The sequence below is a fragment of the Novosphingobium sp. LASN5T genome (assembly GCF_003856955.1).
Taxonomy (GTDB): domain Bacteria; phylum Pseudomonadota; class Alphaproteobacteria; order Sphingomonadales; family Sphingomonadaceae; genus Novosphingobium.
The window spans coordinates 81,495-96,008 of sequence record NZ_RQSI01000009.1 but is presented as its reverse complement, the minus strand read 5'-3'; the positions used below and the strand labels follow the sequence as shown (position 1 = coordinate 96,008).

The following is a 14,514-nucleotide window of genomic DNA, read 5'->3' as shown; positions in this document are numbered from 1 at the left end:
TCCGTGGAGGTTGGCGGTCCGGATCAGCTTCGTTCGACCAGCCGCTTGAGCTTGGCCAGCGATTCCGCTTCGGGTTCCTGGAAGTTGATCGTGTCGGCAAACCGGCCTGCGGCATCCATCAGGTAGATCGCGGCGGTATGGTCGATCATGTAATCGCCACCCGGCTGCGGCACCTTCTGGACATAGACGCCATAGGCCTTCTCGATCGCGGCCAGTTGCGCGTCGGTTCCGGTCAGGCCGTGGATCGGCGTGCCGAACATCGCGGCATAGCGGCCCACGTCCGCTGGCGTGTCATGCCCGGGATCGACCGAAACGAACACGATCTCGAACCGGCCGCCGTCCGCGCCCAGTTGCTTGCGCAACCGGGCCATCCGCGCCAAGCTGGTCGGGCAGACATCCGGGCAGCGGGTGAACCCGAAAAAGATGGCAAAGGGTTTGCCCGCCAGCTTGGTGCTGGGAAAGGGCGATCCGTCAGGCGCGATCAGCGTGAACGGGCCGCCGATGTCCGCCCCCTGTCCGCCAACATCCTGTCCTCCCGCGTTCTCCGGCTGTCCTCCCTTGCCGCCGCCGAACGCCACCAGCGCCAGACCCAGCAGGCCGATTGACACCAGCAGGACCACCAGCCAGCGCAGGCTTCGGTCGCCGGCTGGCGGAGCGGCATCGTCAGGATCAGGAACGGTCATGCGCTGTTTTCCGGCTGCAATCGGACGAAACGCAGACAGCGCCCGCGTCGTCCAGCGCCGATGCCATGCCCGGCAGCAGCAGCCCCGGCACAGCGGCCAGCCCACGCGCCGCGAAGCACAGGGCCACGGCGGCCCATGTCCGGCGGCGAATGCGGCGCAGGTGCGCGGCGCGCGCGGGCGAGAGCGTGAAAAGGCCGCTCACGGCCGGCTCTCCGTTGCCGCGTCCAGCGCCGCCGCGATGACAGGCGCCACCGCGCGCCGTTCGTCGAGGCTCAGGCAGCGGCCGATCTCGATCACATCGGCCGCGGTCCGCACCAGCAGGCGCAGGGCCGACGGCGTTGGCGCTTCGACCCGGAACGAAAGCCACGGGCCTTCGCATTCCGTCACCCGGCCATGGCTGTCGGCATGCCGCAGGCGTCCGGGGCCGACTTCCAGCGTTTCCGCCGGCGCCGCCTGCTTCTGGTGCCGCTCCAGCGCGAATGTCAGCGCGGCGACGGCGGCCAGCGAGAAGGCGGGGACCAGCCAATACCCATGGACAACGGGCACGATCGACAGGATCAGCAACAGGAACGCCAGCGCGGCAAAGGCGGAGCGCGCCTCATGGGAGAGCGCCGAGCGATTTTCGCGCATGCGGACGACGATCGCGCCGTTATCGCACACGCCAGACCGTCCACGCGGACGGTCGAGTATTTCATACATCAGGGGTACTCCGGCATGCCGGGTGCGCATCATCCGCGCTGCCCGGCCGATCCGACAGGACGATTCAGGCTGTCAGGCGCAGGCCGGAGGGCCGCAGGGCGGCGGCAAGACGTGGCGCGCACGCGCAAGGCGCGGCAACGCCGCAGGGGCGAACCCCAGCGCGAGCACGAACAGGATCGCCAGCGCGATCTGGATAGGGTCTGCCCCGCCGAGCGCCGCGAAGGCATGTCCGGCGAACGGGCAGACATCGTGCGATGACGAATTGCCATCCTTCTGGCCGGAAGCCGGCAGGGAAACCTGACGAGCGAGATGATCGCCCGAAGCATCGGCACAGACGAGGAGAGTCAGGATTTTCTGCCCCTGCGCCGGCCCCACCATGTAGCCAGCGGGCAACAGCGCCTTCATCAGCAGCGCGAACGCTACGACGATCGCCGCCAGGCGGCGATGTCCGATCAAGAAGGCGCGCAGTTCCCCCATCACTCGCTCGCTTACCGCGCCCCGCCCGTCCTGTCACGCCCCAAGCCGACGGGCAGGAGCCAGGACAAATTGTCCCACCCAAAGGAAAAGGCGCCGGGAGCATGCCTCCCGACGCCTTCCACCTTTCCGCTTTCCTCCCCGATCAGAAGCGGAAACCGGCCGCCACGCCATAACGGCGCGGTTCAAGCGTGAAGATGTTGGTGAAGTTCCCCGAGGACTGGTCCGTCACGTACAGACCCGTGATCGGGTTCGAGTTGCCCAGATTCTGGACGAAGCCGCGAATGAACCAGCGGCGATCGGGACCATCGATCTGCACCTGCGCGTTGATCTGGGTGTAGCTCGGGATCCGGTTGACGGCACCGTTGAAGATATTGCCGGTCGAGGTGCCCGTCAGCACGATATCGAAACGCGGCGTAATCGAAAGACGGCCGGCCGGAATCTCGTACTGCACGCCCGCCGCAACCTTGTAGTCCGGCGCACCGGGCAGCTTGTTGCCCTTGATGTTGACCGGAATACCCGAGGTATAGACGGTGATGCCCTTCGGATCGAACGCGGCACCGTTGGTTGCAGCAACCGCCTGCAACGCCGCGCAGATGCTGTAGGCACCGGTCGAGGCGATGCCGCTGCCCGCGCCGAACGAGGTCGTTGGCCGCAAGCCGGCACCCGCTGCAACGCCGGGAATGCTGCCCGCGTTGATAAGGGTGTTGACCGTGTTGACGAAGGCGTTGACCCCGGCGGTATTCCCGGCGGTGTTGGCCCCGACGGCGCAGTTCGTCGCGTTGGTGATGTCCTTGATGATGACCGCATCGGAACGGCCGCCGCCAAAGTCACGCGGGTTGGCAAGGTATTTGTCTTCCGAAACCTTCGTATTGAGATAGCTGGCGGAGATGTTCACCGACAGCCCCGGCGTCGGCCGCAGGATCGCTTCGGCTTCCAGGCCCCAGATATTCGCGCTCACGTTATCGTTGACCGACGTGCGGGCGACGATGCGCGAAAGCTGGAGATCCTTGTACTTGTAGTAGAAGCCGGTGAGGTTCAGCGTCAGCTTGCCGAACTGGTTCTTCGATCCGATTTCGAAGGCGTTGACGAATTCCGGAGAAAACGTTTCCGGCACCGCGAAGATCGGCGACAGCGGCGGATTGATGCCGCCCGACTTGTAGCCGCGCGAATAGGACAGATAGATCAGGTTGTCCGGCGTGATCTGGAAGTCCAGAACCGCGCGCCCGGTCAGTTCGTTGAACTTGGCATTGCGAACCTGGAAGGGCTGGTTGCCCGGCAGATTGGCGTCCGCGTCATACGACCCGAAATAGGGCGACGTGTAAGCGTTGGTCGAACCGTTCGGCACGAGCCAGTTGAACACCGTCGTGCGGGCGATGATGTCCTTCTGATCGTGGTTGTAGCGCAGGCCGAGCGTCAGTTTGATGCGGTCATCGAACTTGTAGTACGCTTCGCCGAAGATGCCGTAGCTCGAAACCTTCAGGTAGTCCGAATTGTTCCGGTAGAACGGCGTCGCCAGATAGGCGGGTGGCAGAGCCGAACCCAGCGCCGTGAACGCACCGCCCACGCCGGCGAAATAGTCCAGCCCGAACGAGTTCACGTAATAGCTGTTTTCGGACATCGTCAGCTTGCTGTAGATGCCGCCCAGCAGGAAGTTGAACTTGCCGTCCCACTTCGAGCTGAGGATCGCTTCCGCCGACCAGCTCTTGTTGTACTGGACCGAACGGTCGAAGTCCTGCGGCGACATGGCGCAGGACTTGTGCCCGCCGTAAACGCCCGTCCCCGTCTCTTCCGGCAGCGAGGTGCAGATCACGCCGGTCGGGCCGTTCGGCATCAGCGCGTCGGCCACCGGCTTGAGATAGGTGGCAAGGCCCGCGCCCAACGCGCCGGAGGCAGCCGCCGCCAACGTGTTCAGCGTCGGCTGGATCAGCGCGCGGCTCTGGATCGAGTTCGTGTAGTCCTGGCTCGAATCGACCCGGACGCTTTCGAAGTTCCCGGTCAGCTTCAGGCTGAGGCCCTTGCCGAGATCCTGATCCAGAGAGCCCACGACGATCCATTCGTCGGTGAAGTAGTTCGGATCGGTATCCGTGTTGATCACGCGCGGATCGGCCGGATTGACCACGCCCGAATAGCTATCGGGGCCATAGAGATCGCCCAGCGCGAAGGCGGTGGGCAGGCCGCGGATCGCGAAGAACTGCTTGGACGTCAGGACCGAAGCCAGCGTGCTGTTGCCGTTGGTGACGCCATAGCCCTGCGTGGCGTTGAGGCAGCCGATGATGCCGGTCGGATCGCGCTGGCACAGCTGCTTCTGGATGCGCATGCGATGGTCTTTTTCGCGGAAATACTGCGCCATCAGGTCGATCGTCGTCCCGGACGTCGGTTCCCAGCGCACCGATGCGCGCAGGCCATACATATTGCGGTCGTCGTAATGCTTGCCGTTGGCGAGATTCAGCGTGTAGCCGTCGCGGTTGAGGTAGAACCCGGCAAGGCGGACGCCGAGCGTATCCGTCAGGGGCGCATTCAGCATCCCCTTCACCTTGATCGAGTTGTAGTTGCCGTATTCCGCTTCGCCCGACGCGCCGAACTTGCTGAGATCGGGCTTGGCTGTGATCAGATCGACCACGCCCGAGGTGGCGTTGCGACCGAACAGCGTGCCTTGCGGGCCGCGCAGAACCTGGATCTGCGCAAGATCGTAGAATTCGCCTTCGAAGAGACGGGTCTGGAAAAGCGGCGAGTCATTGAGGTGGATGGCGGTGGCCTGGTCGCACGTCACGCCCACGCAAAGGTCGCCGATGCCGCGGATCGTAAAGCTGGACGACGTGAAGTTCGTCTTGGTGAAGGTGATGTTGGGCAGCGACAATTGCAGATCGCTGGTGTTCTTGATCTGCTGCTTGTCCAGCGCCTCTGGCGTAAACGCGCTCACCGCGATCGGAACGTCCTGCAGGCGTTCCGACTGACGCTGCGCTGTGACGATGATTTCTTCGGTATCTGCCGATCCACCAGCAGACTGTGCGAAGGCGGGAGTTGCAACTGCCGACGCGCATACGCCAACAAGCAGGGAAAGCTTGCCCCTCATAGCTCAGACCTCTCTCTCCAGCGGTGCCCCTCGTTGATGTGGGCTACCCCGGAACACAGGACATAACGAGCGGGATTCCTTGTCAATGGCCAATTCGCATTCGCGCCTTGCCGTAGCGGCAACCCATTCAGCGCGTGATTTTAATGACACAGTTAACTGAAATTTTCGCGATATTACGATGTCACATTCCCCGCTTGCACTACACACTACAATGTGAAATACCCGAATCATGTCTACTGACCTCATCGAACGCATCCGCCGACTCATCGTCGATGGCGGCATGTCCCGCTCCGGCCTCGCGCGTGCCGCTGGCCTCCACGCCAACACCCTGCGCGACGTGACTCAGCCGAACTGGAACCCCACGGCAGACACGCTTGCGAAGCTTGAGCGCGTCCTCAGCGAGAGCGACGATGCGCCTGCGCTCGTTCCCATCGAGGAGATCATCGAGGAAGCGCGCAATGGCCGGATGTTCATCCTGGTCGATGACGAGGATCGCGAGAACGAGGGCGATCTGGTCATCCCCGCGCAGATGGCTACGCCGGATGCCATCAATTTCATGGCCACGCACGGACGCGGCCTGATCTGCCTCACGCTCACCCGCGCGCGCTGTGAACAGCTCGGCCTGGAACTGATGAGCCGCAACAACGGCACGCGCCATGAAACCGCCTTCACCGTCTCGATCGAAGCGCGCGAAGGCGTGACCACCGGCATTTCCGCCGGCGACCGCGCCCGCACCGTCGCGGTGGCCATCGATGCCGGCAAGACCCGCGACGACATCGTCACCCCCGGTCACGTTTTCCCTCTGATCGCGCGCGACGGCGGCGTGCTGGTGCGCGCCGGCCATACCGAAGCGGCGGTCGACATCTCGCGCCTTGCCGGTCTCAATCCCTCGGGCGTGATCTGCGAGATCATGCGCGATGATGGCACCATGGCGCGCATGGACGATCTCGTGCCTTTCGCCCGCCGCCACGGCCTCAAGATCGGCACGATCCGCGACCTGATCGAATACCGCCGCCGGCACGATCACCTTGTCACCAAGGTGGCCGAAGTGCCTTTCACGTCGGACTATGGCGGTGACTGGCGCCTGCTCACCTATCGCAACAAGGTCGATGGCACCGAAAGCCTCGTGCTCCAGAAGGGGCAAGTCATCCCCGGCGAACCGACGCTGACGCGCGTCCACACCTTCTCCGCCTTCCACGACCTGCTGGGCCAGCCCGGCCCGCGCAAGCGCACGCTCCAGCGCGCGATGGTGGAAATGGGCAAGGCCGGCGGCGGCGTGATCGTGCTGCTGTTCAAGCCGCCCGAAGCCGATCCGGCGCGCGGTGGCGGCGGCGGACCGGACATGGACCTGCGCAGCTACGGCATCGGGGCGCAGATCCTGGCCGATCTTGGCGTACACGACATGACGCTGCTATCGAACGCCCACCGCAACGTCGTGGCCATCGAAGGCTATGGCCTCAATATCGTCGGCGAACGGCCGATCCCCGAGGAGTAATCGGCCATGGCCAAGTTTCTGATTGTCGAAGCCCGTTTCTACGACCACCTCAACGACATGCTGATCGCGGGCGCCAAGGCGGCGCTCAAGGCGGCCGGCCACAAGGCGGAAGTCATTACCGTTCCCGGCGCGCTGGAAATCCCCGGCGCGATCGCGCTGGCCGACCAGAGCGGGGACTATGACGGCTTCGTCGCCATCGGCGTGGTGATCCGGGGCGAAACCTACCACTTCGAGATCGTCGCCGGCGAAAGCGCGCGCGGCATCATGGCGCTGACCATGGACGGCATCGCCATCGGCAACGGCATCCTTACCGTCGAGAACGAAGCGCAGGCGATCGTTCGCGCCGATCCCGCGCAGAAGGACAAGGGTGGCGAGGCCGCCAAGGCCGCGCTTGCCCTGCTCGCGCTGAAGGAGCGCTTCGCATGAGCGGCAAACACCCCTCGCTGTCCGGCATCCCGCTGGTCCTGGGCGGAAACGTCTTCGGCTGGACGATCGATCGGGACCGCAGCTTCGAAGTGCTGGACGCCTTCTACGAAAACGGCGGCCGGATGATCGATACGGCCGAAGGCTATTCAGTCTGGGTTCCCGGCCACAAGGGCGGGGAAAGCGAGACCGTCATCGGCGAATGGCTGGAATCGCGCGGCGTGCGCAAGCACATGCGCATCGCCACCAAAACCAACATGGCCGGCGAGGCCGGCGGGCTTGCCCCGGCGCGCCTGCTCGAACGCTGCCAGGCCTCGCTCGAACGCCTGCGTACCGACTATATCGATCTCTATTACGCGCACCGCGACGAGGAGCAGACCCCGCAGGCCGAAGTGGCCGAAGGGTTCAAGGCGCTGTTCGACCGGAAGCTGATCCGCGAAGCGGGTGCTTCCAACTTCTCGCTCGACCGGCTGGCTTCGGCGCAGAAGGCGGCGGAAGCGGCCGGCGCGCCGGCCTATGGCGTGCTGCAGAACCAGTACAACCTGCTCGAACGCGATGCCTATCCGCCCGAACTGCAGGCGTTCTGCGTCCAGAATGATGTGGCGATGCTGCCGTTCTTCGGACTCGCCAGTGGCTTCCTGACAGGCAAGTACCGCAAGGACGCCGATTTCGCGCGCTATCCGCGTGGCGAAGGCCTGCGCAAGTATGCCGAGCCGGGCAAGCGGCTGCTGCCGGTGATGGACCGCATCGCCACCGAGACCGAAGCCACGCTGGGCCAGGTCGCGCTGGCCTGGCTGCTGAGCCAGCCTGGCATCGCCGCGCCGATCGCCAGCGCCACCACCGCCGATCAGGTCGACGATCTGGTCGAGGCGATGGAACTGGAACTGAGCGCGGCGCAGGTTGCCGCGCTGACCAAGGCGCTCGACTGAGAAGCCGTGCCCGGGGCCTCACAAGGCCCCGGATCGGTCTTCAGGCCACGTCCATGCCTTGCAGCCCCATCGGGGCATATGGACCAAGCACAAGCTGTTCGAACACGCCCACGCCTTCCTCGCCGGCGCTGGTCGTCACTCTGGACACGATCTGGACGTGGAAGTTGTCCGGCCGGGCGGGATCGCAGGCATCAAGGTCGATGTCCTCGCGCTCGACCTCCAGTGGCCCGTGATACAACCCGTGGCCCCACTTGGGCGAAGTGTAGCCGATCCCGCGCATCTGGAACCTTACCAGCGGCTCGAACGACACCGTCAGCGGCCCGTCCGGCGTGGCGATGTCCAGCTTGCCCGAAGCCGGCCAGCGAGAGCCCGCCGCCAGCGGGGATACCAGGGTTGCCGAAGGCGTTTCGTAGTGATCGTGCGCGCCAGCACCATCCGGCGCGATCACCGCCCGCGTGTTCCACGGCGCGCCGTGCATATCCGCGTTGATATGGTAGAACAGGCTGCGATCGGGCAGGTTGATCGGCGTCCATTGCCAGAAGAACGACGGAACCACGCCGTGCCCGAACGGCTGCGTATCACTGCTGCCCACCGGGCGGACGCCCCAGCTGCGGTCGCGCGTGCCGGCCGTCTGCGGATGCAGCGCCTCGCGCACGCCGTCCACTTCCACCCAGCCCTCGTAGTGCCCGTTCTGCGTCAGCCGCGTGTAATCCATGAACGCGCGCGGCCCGATGCGGAACGTGAAGCGCGGCTCCTCGATGGGAAAGGCACGGCCGGTGAAGGCCAGTTCGGCGGCGATCCCCTCACCGTTGACGCGCACCACCAGCTTGCGCAGTGGCTCGACCACCTCGATCGAGATCGGCCCGACCGTCAGGTCGAACCGCTCCATATTCAGTTCACGTGACGCGTGAAGACAGTGCTGGATGCCGTTGCGGATATAGGAAAAATGGGCATCCGCCACGTTCAAGTGCGGATAGATGCCAAAGGCCACCGCAAAGAAGCCTGAACCGTCCGGCGCATAACCGTTGAAGAAATAGCGATCGTAGAAATTCCGGTCCGTGCCCGCATAGGCGACGGGCTCGGGCGTCTGGTGCAGCGGAAAGTCATCGCCCTTAGTCAGCATGTTCCGGTCTCCAGGAAGTGGCGCAGTGCGCCGATGCTGTCGTGGTCGAGCGCCAGTTCGCAGGCGCCGGTTGCCATCGACAGGAAATTCTCGTCGCCGCGCGGGGTCCGCACCACGAACGCGGCGCTGAACACCGCCGTGGACACGCCGTGGAGCGCGCCCAGACGATAGCGCGTCCAGATCGCCTCGCGCGCGGTGGGCACGCCACGCCGGCTCATCTCGGCGCAATAGAGGTCGAGCAGTTCGTCCTCGTGCGGGCGGCGCAAGGCGCTGCCGATGCCGCACCCCATGAAATAGCCCACGTCGGTCAGTCCGCAGCCGATCCCGGTCGTCTGCCAGTCCACGATCGCAATCGGTTCGGCGCGGTTGCCCACGCCGAACAGCATGTTGTCGAGCCGGAAATCGCCGTGGACGAGCCCCGGATCGGGCAGCACGCGGCCGAACCAGCCGCCGATCAGGGCATTGAGTTCATCGCACACCCGCATCAGTTCGGGTGCCAGTTGCCCATCGTAGCGTTCCCGGAACACGGCATGGGCCTGCGGATAGAGCGCGGCCATCTGCCCGGTCAGCGCCGGTTGGGGCTGGAAGCAGGGCTGGCCCAGAATGGCGGCGTGGTTGCGGCTGGGGGCGTGGATCGCCGCCGCTTGGCGAATGGCGGCGCATGCGTCGTCGATACTGCAGCCGAGCAACTGGTTGCCGCCACGCTCGGGCGCCAGATCCTCGAACAGAAGGACAAATTCCTGCCCGTTCTCATCCACTTCCGCCGCGAACGTGCGAGGCACTCTTGCATCCAGCAGCGCCGCCACCTCGCGGTAGAATGTCACTTCCTTGGTATAGAGCTGCAACGTTGCAGCCGTGCCGCGGCTGGTTTCGTCAGCGGAGGCAAACTTGCCCGCCACCGTGGCCGGCCCCGCGCCTTCCCGGTCATAGGTCAAGGTGAAGCGCGCGGTATCGCCGACCTGGCCGGTGCCGATCGGCACCCACGCCATGCCGGTGACGCGCGCATCGCCCAGCGCGCCGCTTTCCCGCAGGCGCGCCTCCAGCCATCCCGCATCGACTTCGGCGGGCTTCCTCGGAAAATCGACCATGCTCTTCTCTCCCACCGGCAAGCTGGCAGAGAGAAGAGCGGTTGTGAAGCGGAATTTAAGCGATCGATTAACAAGCATTGGCCGGCCGGTAAAAGCAAACGGCCGGAGCGCGCCTGCGCCCCGGCCGTTTGCCTGAACCGTCAGCCGGTTCGCCCCGGAAGGACCGGATCAGGCGGACAGACGGCCGAACGCGCCCTTGCCCGCGTACTTCGCCGAAGCGCCCAGTTCTTCCTCGATGCGGATGAGCTGGTTGTACTTGGCCAGCCGGTCCGACCGGGCCAGCGACCCCGTCTTGATCTGGCCGCAGTTGGTGGCAACCGCCAGGTCCGCGATCGTGGCGTCCTCGGTTTCACCCGAACGGTGCGACATCACGGCGGTGTAGCCATTGCGCTGCGCGATCGAGACGGCCTCCAGCGTTTCGGTCAGCGTTCCGATCTGGTTGACCTTGACCAGCAGCGAATTGGCCAGCCCCTTGCCGATGCCCATTTCAAGGCGCTTCGGGTTGGTCACGAAAAGGTCGTCGCCAACCAGCTGGACGCGCTTGCCGACTTTCGCGGTGAGCGCGGCCCAGCCTTCGAAATCGTCTTCGCTCATGCCATCCTCGATCGAGCGGATCGGATAGGCATCGCAAAGTGCCGCGAGATAATCCGAGAAGGCTTCGGGCGAGAGCGAGAGGCCTTCGCCGCTGATCTCGTACTTGCCGTTGCGGAAGAACTCGGTGGAAGCGCAGTCGAGCGCCAGCGCCATGTCCTCGCCGGGCTTGAACCCCGCCTTTTCGATCGAGGCCATCACGAAATCGAGCGCGTCGCGGGTGCTGGCCAGGTTAGGCGCGAAACCGCCTTCGTCGCCCACCGCCGTCGCCAGGCCCTTTTCGTGCAGACCCTTCTTCAGCGTGTGGAACACTTCCGCGCCCCAGCGCACGGCTTCGGCCAGCGTCGGCGCGCCAACCGGCATGATCATGAATTCCTGGAAATCGATCGGATTGTCGGCATGTTCACCGCCGTTGATGATGTTCATCATCGGCACGGGCAGGACATGCGCCGAAACGCCGCCGACGTAGGAATAGAGCGGCAGGCCGCGCGCATCGGCAGCGGCCTTGGCCACGGCCAGGCTGGTGCCCAGGATGGCGTTGGCGCCGATCCGCGCCTTGTTCTCGGTGCCATCGAGCGCGATCATCGCCAGGTCGATGTCGCGCTGGTCTTCGGCGTCAAGCCCGATCAGCGCTTCGGAAATCTCGCTGTTGACGGCGGTCACCGCCTTGGTCACGCCCTTGCCGAGATAGCGCCCCTTGTCGCCATCGCGCAGCTCGACCGCTTCGTGCGCGCCGGTCGAAGCGCCCGAGGGAACCGCCGCGCGGCCGAAGCTGCCGTCTTCAAGCAGCACATCGACCTCTACGGTGGGATTACCGCGGCTGTCGAGAATCTCGCGGGCGTGGATGTCAATGATCGCGGTCATGGCAGACTCCCTGAAAATGGGCGAAAAGATGCTGGACATCGCCTTTGGCGCCGGCTCCTATCGGCTGGAACCGGCGGGCGCAACCCGCGTTGGTGCATTGCAGCGGGACACCCCGTCGTGAATTCGCAGGCGCTTTGCCCAATGGTCCAGGATGCGCTAGTCGTTGTCACCGGGCCGGCCGGGCCTCACAGTTCGAAGGAAGACAGGAAAATGGCCAAATCCACCGCCAAGGGCACCACCGCCGCCGCCGACGTCGCGGAAACCGTGACCGAAGCCGTTGAAGAAGCGGCCGCCGCTGCGGAAACCGGCAAGTCACGCTTCAGCAAGGCGGTTGAAGACGCCAAGGCCAGCGCTGAGAAGCTGAAGGGCGAGGCGATCGAGCGCGGAGCCGCCTACAAGGCGACCGTGACCGAAAAGGCCGGCGACTGGAGCGAGGACGCGAAGCTCTATGCCGGGCAAGCCAAGGAAAAGGCGATCTCGCTCGCCACCGATGGCAAGAGCAAGGCAAGCGACGCCTTGACGGTGCTGGGCAAGACCATTTCCGATACCGCCGGCACGATCGACGAAAAACTGGGCGTGCAATATGGCGATTATGCCCGTTCCGCCGCGCGCAGCATCCAGGAAACGGCGGCTAAGCTCGAATCGAAGGACGTTTCCGAACTCGGCAACGATGTGAAGGAATTCGTCCGCAAAAGCCCTGCCACCGCGATCGGCATCGCTGCCGTCGCCGGCTTCCTGCTGGCGCGGCTGGTGCGCGGGTCTGGCGACGGGGACGCGTAAGGGCAGAGACGCGCACCGCCTGAACGACGTATGTCGCCCCCATCCCCGCCCGAATCCGGCACCGAGGTTCCGGCTGGCGAGGCTGATGCCTCGCTGACCGGAACCCTGCGCGCCCTGATTGATGATGGCCAGACGCTGTTCGAGGCGGAACTGGCCTATGCCCGCGCGCGCGCCACCTATGGCTGGGGCCGCGCGAAAGGCATTGTCGCGCTGTTGCTGCTGGCACTGGCCTTCGCCTTCTTCACGTTGGTGGCGCTGGTGGTCGGGCTGCTGCTGGCGCTTACCCCGCTTCTGACGCCGTGGGGGGCGCTCGCGGTTGTTGGGCTGGGGCTCGGCGGACTTGCCGCGGCGTGCTTCGCCACGGCCGTGGGGCGTTTCCGCAAGGCGCGCGCGGCCTTGCTGGGCAAGGGCACGGAAACATGAGCGAGCGCCGGGATTCCGCCATTCTCGAAGAGGCGCGCCAGTTGCGCGAGGACGCCTGGCAATTGGTGCGAGAGGACATTTCCGCCCTGCGCGAGGGGCTGGCGGAGAAACCGATCGGCCGCCGCATCCGGGAACATGCCGCCGGCGAAATCGTTGAAACCATCGACATGGCCCGCGATATCGCCAGCGAAAACAAGGCCGTGCTGGGCCTGACGGTCGCGGCCGTTGCGGGGTGGCTGTTGCGCGCGCCCCTGTCCCGGATCGCCGGGCGCTGGCTGGCCATTGCCCAAGGAGAATGATGTGAGCGACGAAACCAAGACCGGTGAACACGATCCCAACGCGGCCGTTCGCGAAAAAGTGGAAGCGGCCAAGGCGCGGGTGGCCGCTTCCGGCCCGGCGAAGACCGTGAAGACGCTCGTCGACGAACATCCTGTTGCCATGCTGGCGGGCGGCATTCTCCTTGGTGCGCTGGTCGCCCGCGCTTGGCCCAAGCGCCGTTCGGCGGCGCGGGAAGTCGTGGATTCGCGCCTGGGCAAGCGCGCCGTGGCGCTCGCCGCGCTGGGCGCCGAAATCGCGTCGGCCTATGCCTCGCGCGCGGCCGACGCGGGGCGCGACGGCGTGGCCAAGCTGGAAGACATCGGCGGCACCGTGGGCGGCAAGATCGCCGAAGGTGGCGAGGAAGCCCGCAAGCGCGCGGTCGACCTGACCGAGGTCGCGGTATCGTCCGCGCGCGAGGCGGGGGAAACCGCGCTGCGCCGCCTTATCGAAATTGCGACCAGATTGCGCAAATAACCCAACAAGGGCGCGAATAAGCCATTTGTCGCACTTGCCATTCGCGCATCATTTTGTCAGTGGCACGCACGTTTCCTCCCCAATGGAAAAGGCTGCCATGCAGAAGCTGCACCTCGTTATGGGCGGGCGAGTCAAGGACCCCCAGGGCCTCGAATTCGTCGACCTCAACAAGATCGACGTCGTGGGGGTGTTCCCCGACTATCACAGCGCCGAAGAAGCCTGGCGCGCTGCCGCGCAACGCACCGTGGATGATGCGGAAATGCGCTATGTGATCGTTCACTTGCACCGGCTACTCGAACCGGAACTGCCCAAGGCCTGACTTCAGGCAAACAAAAAAGCCCCGGAGCGATCCGGGGCTTTTTGTATGGTCCGCCCGTCATCCCAGCGAAAGCTCGGATCTCAGGCCGTTGTAAAGGAAATTCCGGGCGGTTCCGCTCAGCCTTACGAGATCCCAGCTTCCGCTGGGATGACGGGTTCAAACAGGCTGTTACACTTCGAAGCTCAGATGAATTCGATCTTTTCGACGACGTAGAACTTGTCGCCCGACGGCACCGTCACCTCGACCTCGTCCTCTACCTTGCGGCCGATCAGCGCGCGGCCCAGCGGCGAATTGTAGCTGATGCGGCCCACCTTGGCGTCCGCTTCGGCCTGTCCCACGATCTGATAACGCACGGGCTTGTCGGCATCGTCGAGCAGCGTCACTGTAGCGCCGAACACGATGCGATCGCCCGAAAGGCTGGTCGGATCAATGATCTGCGCGCGGCTGATCTTGTCTTCCAGATCGGCGATGGAGGCTTCGACCTGGCCCTGCCGCTCCTTGGCGGCATGATATTCGGCGTTTTCGGAAAGATCGCCGTGGGCGCGCGCTTCCTCGATCGCGTCAACGATCTTCGGCCGCTCCTCGCGCAGCGCTTTCAGCTCGGCAGTCAGCTTTTCATAGCCTTCGGCCAGCATCGGCAGCTTTTCCACACTTGCCATCCGTCTTCTCTTTCCTTTCGCTCCCCGCCCGCCGCGGCGCGAACGCTACGGCAACCAGGGATAACCGTCCCCAACCGGAAGCCGTATCAATCGACC

Annotated in this window: 18 protein-coding genes; 9 read left to right on the top strand and 9 right to left on the bottom strand. The window is 64.9% G+C overall.

The window, feature by feature from the left end; all coding sequences use genetic code 11:
- Nucleotides 1-23: 23 nt before the first annotated feature.
- The 5 genes from EH199_RS08505 to EH199_RS08485 all read right to left on the bottom strand — a co-directional run bounded on the left by EH199_RS08505 (nt 24) and on the right by EH199_RS08485 (nt 4,932).
- Nucleotides 24-683 (bottom strand): SCO family protein, encoded by a 660-nt coding sequence (locus EH199_RS08505; RefSeq protein WP_124808826.1) that lies wholly within the window; start codon nt 681-683, stop codon nt 24-26.
- Nucleotides 670-885, bottom strand: coding sequence for a hypothetical protein (locus EH199_RS08500; protein WP_124808825.1), 216 nt, complete (start codon nt 883-885; stop codon nt 670-672). Before EH199_RS08500 ends, EH199_RS08505 begins: the two co-directional genes overlap by 14 nt.
- Nucleotides 882-1,382, bottom strand: coding sequence for a DUF2244 domain-containing protein (locus EH199_RS08495; protein WP_190287188.1), 501 nt, complete (start codon nt 1,380-1,382; stop codon nt 882-884). Before EH199_RS08495 ends, EH199_RS08500 begins: the two co-directional genes overlap by 4 nt.
- Before the next feature lie 72 nt (nt 1,383-1,454).
- Entirely contained in the window at nt 1,455-1,859 is a 405-nt protein-coding gene (locus EH199_RS08490; RefSeq protein ID WP_124808823.1) for a hypothetical protein, read from the bottom strand.
- A gap of 142 nt (nt 1,860-2,001) precedes the next feature.
- Nucleotides 2,002-4,932 (bottom strand): TonB-dependent receptor, encoded by a 2,931-nt coding sequence (locus EH199_RS08485; protein ID WP_124808822.1) that lies wholly within the window; start codon nt 4,930-4,932, stop codon nt 2,002-2,004.
- 229 nt (nt 4,933-5,161) lie between these two features.
- Between EH199_RS08485 and ribB the strand changes: the two genes are divergently transcribed.
- Genes ribB through EH199_RS08470 form a run of 3 tightly spaced genes read left to right on the top strand, consistent with a single transcriptional unit; the run spans nt 5,162 to nt 7,779 of the window.
- A complete protein-coding gene (ribB, locus tag EH199_RS08480; protein WP_124808821.1) occupies nt 5,162-6,427 on the top strand; it encodes a 3,4-dihydroxy-2-butanone-4-phosphate synthase in 1,266 nt (421 codons plus the stop codon).
- Between the two features lie 6 nt (nt 6,428-6,433).
- Nucleotides 6,434-6,853, top strand: a complete 420-nt coding sequence (ribH, locus tag EH199_RS08475; protein ID WP_124808820.1) for a 6,7-dimethyl-8-ribityllumazine synthase — start codon at nt 6,434-6,436, stop codon at nt 6,851-6,853.
- Nucleotides 6,850-7,779, top strand: a complete 930-nt coding sequence (locus EH199_RS08470) for an aldo/keto reductase (protein WP_124808819.1) — start codon at nt 6,850-6,852, stop codon at nt 7,777-7,779. The genes ribH and EH199_RS08470 overlap by 4 nt, the downstream gene beginning before the upstream one ends.
- Nucleotides 7,780-7,819: 40 nt before the next feature.
- On the opposite strand, the gene EH199_RS08465 is transcribed toward EH199_RS08470, so the two are convergent.
- The 3 genes from EH199_RS08465 to eno all read right to left on the bottom strand — a co-directional run bounded on the left by EH199_RS08465 (nt 7,820) and on the right by eno (nt 11,445).
- The gene (locus EH199_RS08465; RefSeq protein WP_124808818.1) at nt 7,820-8,902 is read right to left on the bottom strand and encodes a hypothetical protein; all 1,083 of its coding nucleotides are present in this window, start codon (nt 8,900-8,902) and stop codon (nt 7,820-7,822) included.
- Nucleotides 8,896-9,990, bottom strand: a complete 1,095-nt coding sequence (locus tag EH199_RS08460; RefSeq protein ID WP_124808817.1) for a phosphotransferase — start codon at nt 9,988-9,990, stop codon at nt 8,896-8,898. Before EH199_RS08460 ends, EH199_RS08465 begins: the two co-directional genes overlap by 7 nt.
- Before the next feature lie 168 nt (nt 9,991-10,158).
- Nucleotides 10,159-11,445, bottom strand: a complete 1,287-nt coding sequence (eno, locus tag EH199_RS08455; protein ID WP_124808816.1) for a phosphopyruvate hydratase — start codon at nt 11,443-11,445, stop codon at nt 10,159-10,161.
- Here eno and EH199_RS24965 point away from each other — a divergent pair.
- The 6 genes from EH199_RS24965 to EH199_RS08430 all read left to right on the top strand — a co-directional run bounded on the left by EH199_RS24965 (nt 11,432) and on the right by EH199_RS08430 (nt 13,759).
- Entirely contained in the window at nt 11,432-11,566 is a 135-nt protein-coding gene (locus tag EH199_RS24965) for a hypothetical protein (protein ID WP_255420449.1), read from the top strand. The genes eno and EH199_RS24965 overlap by 14 nt on opposite strands.
- An 89-nt stretch (nt 11,567-11,655) precedes the next feature.
- Nucleotides 11,656-12,225: a hypothetical protein gene (locus EH199_RS08450; protein WP_223806550.1), complete on the top strand. Its 570-nt coding sequence runs from the start codon at nt 11,656-11,658 to the stop codon at nt 12,223-12,225.
- Nucleotides 12,226-12,255: 30 nt separating this feature from the next.
- The gene (locus EH199_RS08445; RefSeq protein WP_124808814.1) at nt 12,256-12,648 is read left to right on the top strand and encodes a phage holin family protein; all 393 of its coding nucleotides are present in this window, start codon (nt 12,256-12,258) and stop codon (nt 12,646-12,648) included.
- The gene (locus EH199_RS08440) at nt 12,645-12,947 is read left to right on the top strand and encodes a hypothetical protein (RefSeq protein WP_124808813.1); all 303 of its coding nucleotides are present in this window, start codon (nt 12,645-12,647) and stop codon (nt 12,945-12,947) included. The genes EH199_RS08445 and EH199_RS08440 overlap by 4 nt, the downstream gene beginning before the upstream one ends.
- Nucleotide 12,948: 1 nt before the next feature.
- Nucleotides 12,949-13,440 (top strand): hypothetical protein, encoded by a 492-nt coding sequence (locus EH199_RS08435; protein ID WP_124808812.1) that lies wholly within the window; start codon nt 12,949-12,951, stop codon nt 13,438-13,440.
- Nucleotides 13,441-13,537: 97 nt separating this feature from the next.
- Nucleotides 13,538-13,759: a DUF4170 domain-containing protein gene (locus EH199_RS08430; protein ID WP_124808811.1), complete on the top strand. Its 222-nt coding sequence runs from the start codon at nt 13,538-13,540 to the stop codon at nt 13,757-13,759.
- 182 nt (nt 13,760-13,941) lie between these two features.
- On the opposite strand, the gene greA is transcribed toward EH199_RS08430, so the two are convergent.
- The gene (gene greA / locus EH199_RS08425) at nt 13,942-14,418 is read right to left on the bottom strand and encodes a transcription elongation factor GreA (RefSeq protein WP_124808810.1); all 477 of its coding nucleotides are present in this window, start codon (nt 14,416-14,418) and stop codon (nt 13,942-13,944) included.
- Nucleotides 14,419-14,514 lie beyond the last annotated feature (96 nt).

Coding starts and splice junctions, on each gene's coding strand:
- EH199_RS08485 (WP_124808822.1), bottom strand. CDS start 4,932: ATGAGGGGCAAGCTTTCCCTGCTTGTTGGCGTATGCGCGTCGGCAGTT.
- ribH (WP_124808820.1), top strand. CDS start 6,434: ATGGCCAAGTTTCTGATTGTCGAAGCCCGTTTCTACGACCACCTCAAC.
- EH199_RS08450 (WP_223806550.1), top strand. CDS start 11,656: ATGGCCAAATCCACCGCCAAGGGCACCACCGCCGCCGCCGACGTCGCG.
- EH199_RS08440 (WP_124808813.1), top strand. CDS start 12,645: ATGAGCGAGCGCCGGGATTCCGCCATTCTCGAAGAGGCGCGCCAGTTG.
- EH199_RS08465 (WP_124808818.1), bottom strand. CDS start 8,902: ATGCTGACTAAGGGCGATGACTTTCCGCTGCACCAGACGCCCGAGCCC.
- eno (WP_124808816.1), bottom strand. CDS start 11,445: ATGACCGCGATCATTGACATCCACGCCCGCGAGATTCTCGACAGCCGC.
- EH199_RS08430 (WP_124808811.1), top strand. CDS start 13,538: ATGCAGAAGCTGCACCTCGTTATGGGCGGGCGAGTCAAGGACCCCCAG.
- EH199_RS08495 (WP_190287188.1), bottom strand. CDS start 1,382: ATGTATGAAATACTCGACCGTCCGCGTGGACGGTCTGGCGTGTGCGAT.
- EH199_RS08505 (WP_124808826.1), bottom strand. CDS start 683: ATGACCGTTCCTGATCCTGACGATGCCGCTCCGCCAGCCGGCGACCGA.
- EH199_RS08470 (WP_124808819.1), top strand. CDS start 6,850: ATGAGCGGCAAACACCCCTCGCTGTCCGGCATCCCGCTGGTCCTGGGC.
- ribB (WP_124808821.1), top strand. CDS start 5,162: ATGTCTACTGACCTCATCGAACGCATCCGCCGACTCATCGTCGATGGC.
- EH199_RS08445 (WP_124808814.1), top strand. CDS start 12,256: ATGTCGCCCCCATCCCCGCCCGAATCCGGCACCGAGGTTCCGGCTGGC.
- EH199_RS08490 (WP_124808823.1), bottom strand. CDS start 1,859: ATGGGGGAACTGCGCGCCTTCTTGATCGGACATCGCCGCCTGGCGGCG.
- EH199_RS24965 (WP_255420449.1), top strand. CDS start 11,432: ATGATCGCGGTCATGGCAGACTCCCTGAAAATGGGCGAAAAGATGCTG.
- EH199_RS08460 (WP_124808817.1), bottom strand. CDS start 9,990: ATGGTCGATTTTCCGAGGAAGCCCGCCGAAGTCGATGCGGGATGGCTG.
- greA (WP_124808810.1), bottom strand. CDS start 14,418: ATGGCAAGTGTGGAAAAGCTGCCGATGCTGGCCGAAGGCTATGAAAAG.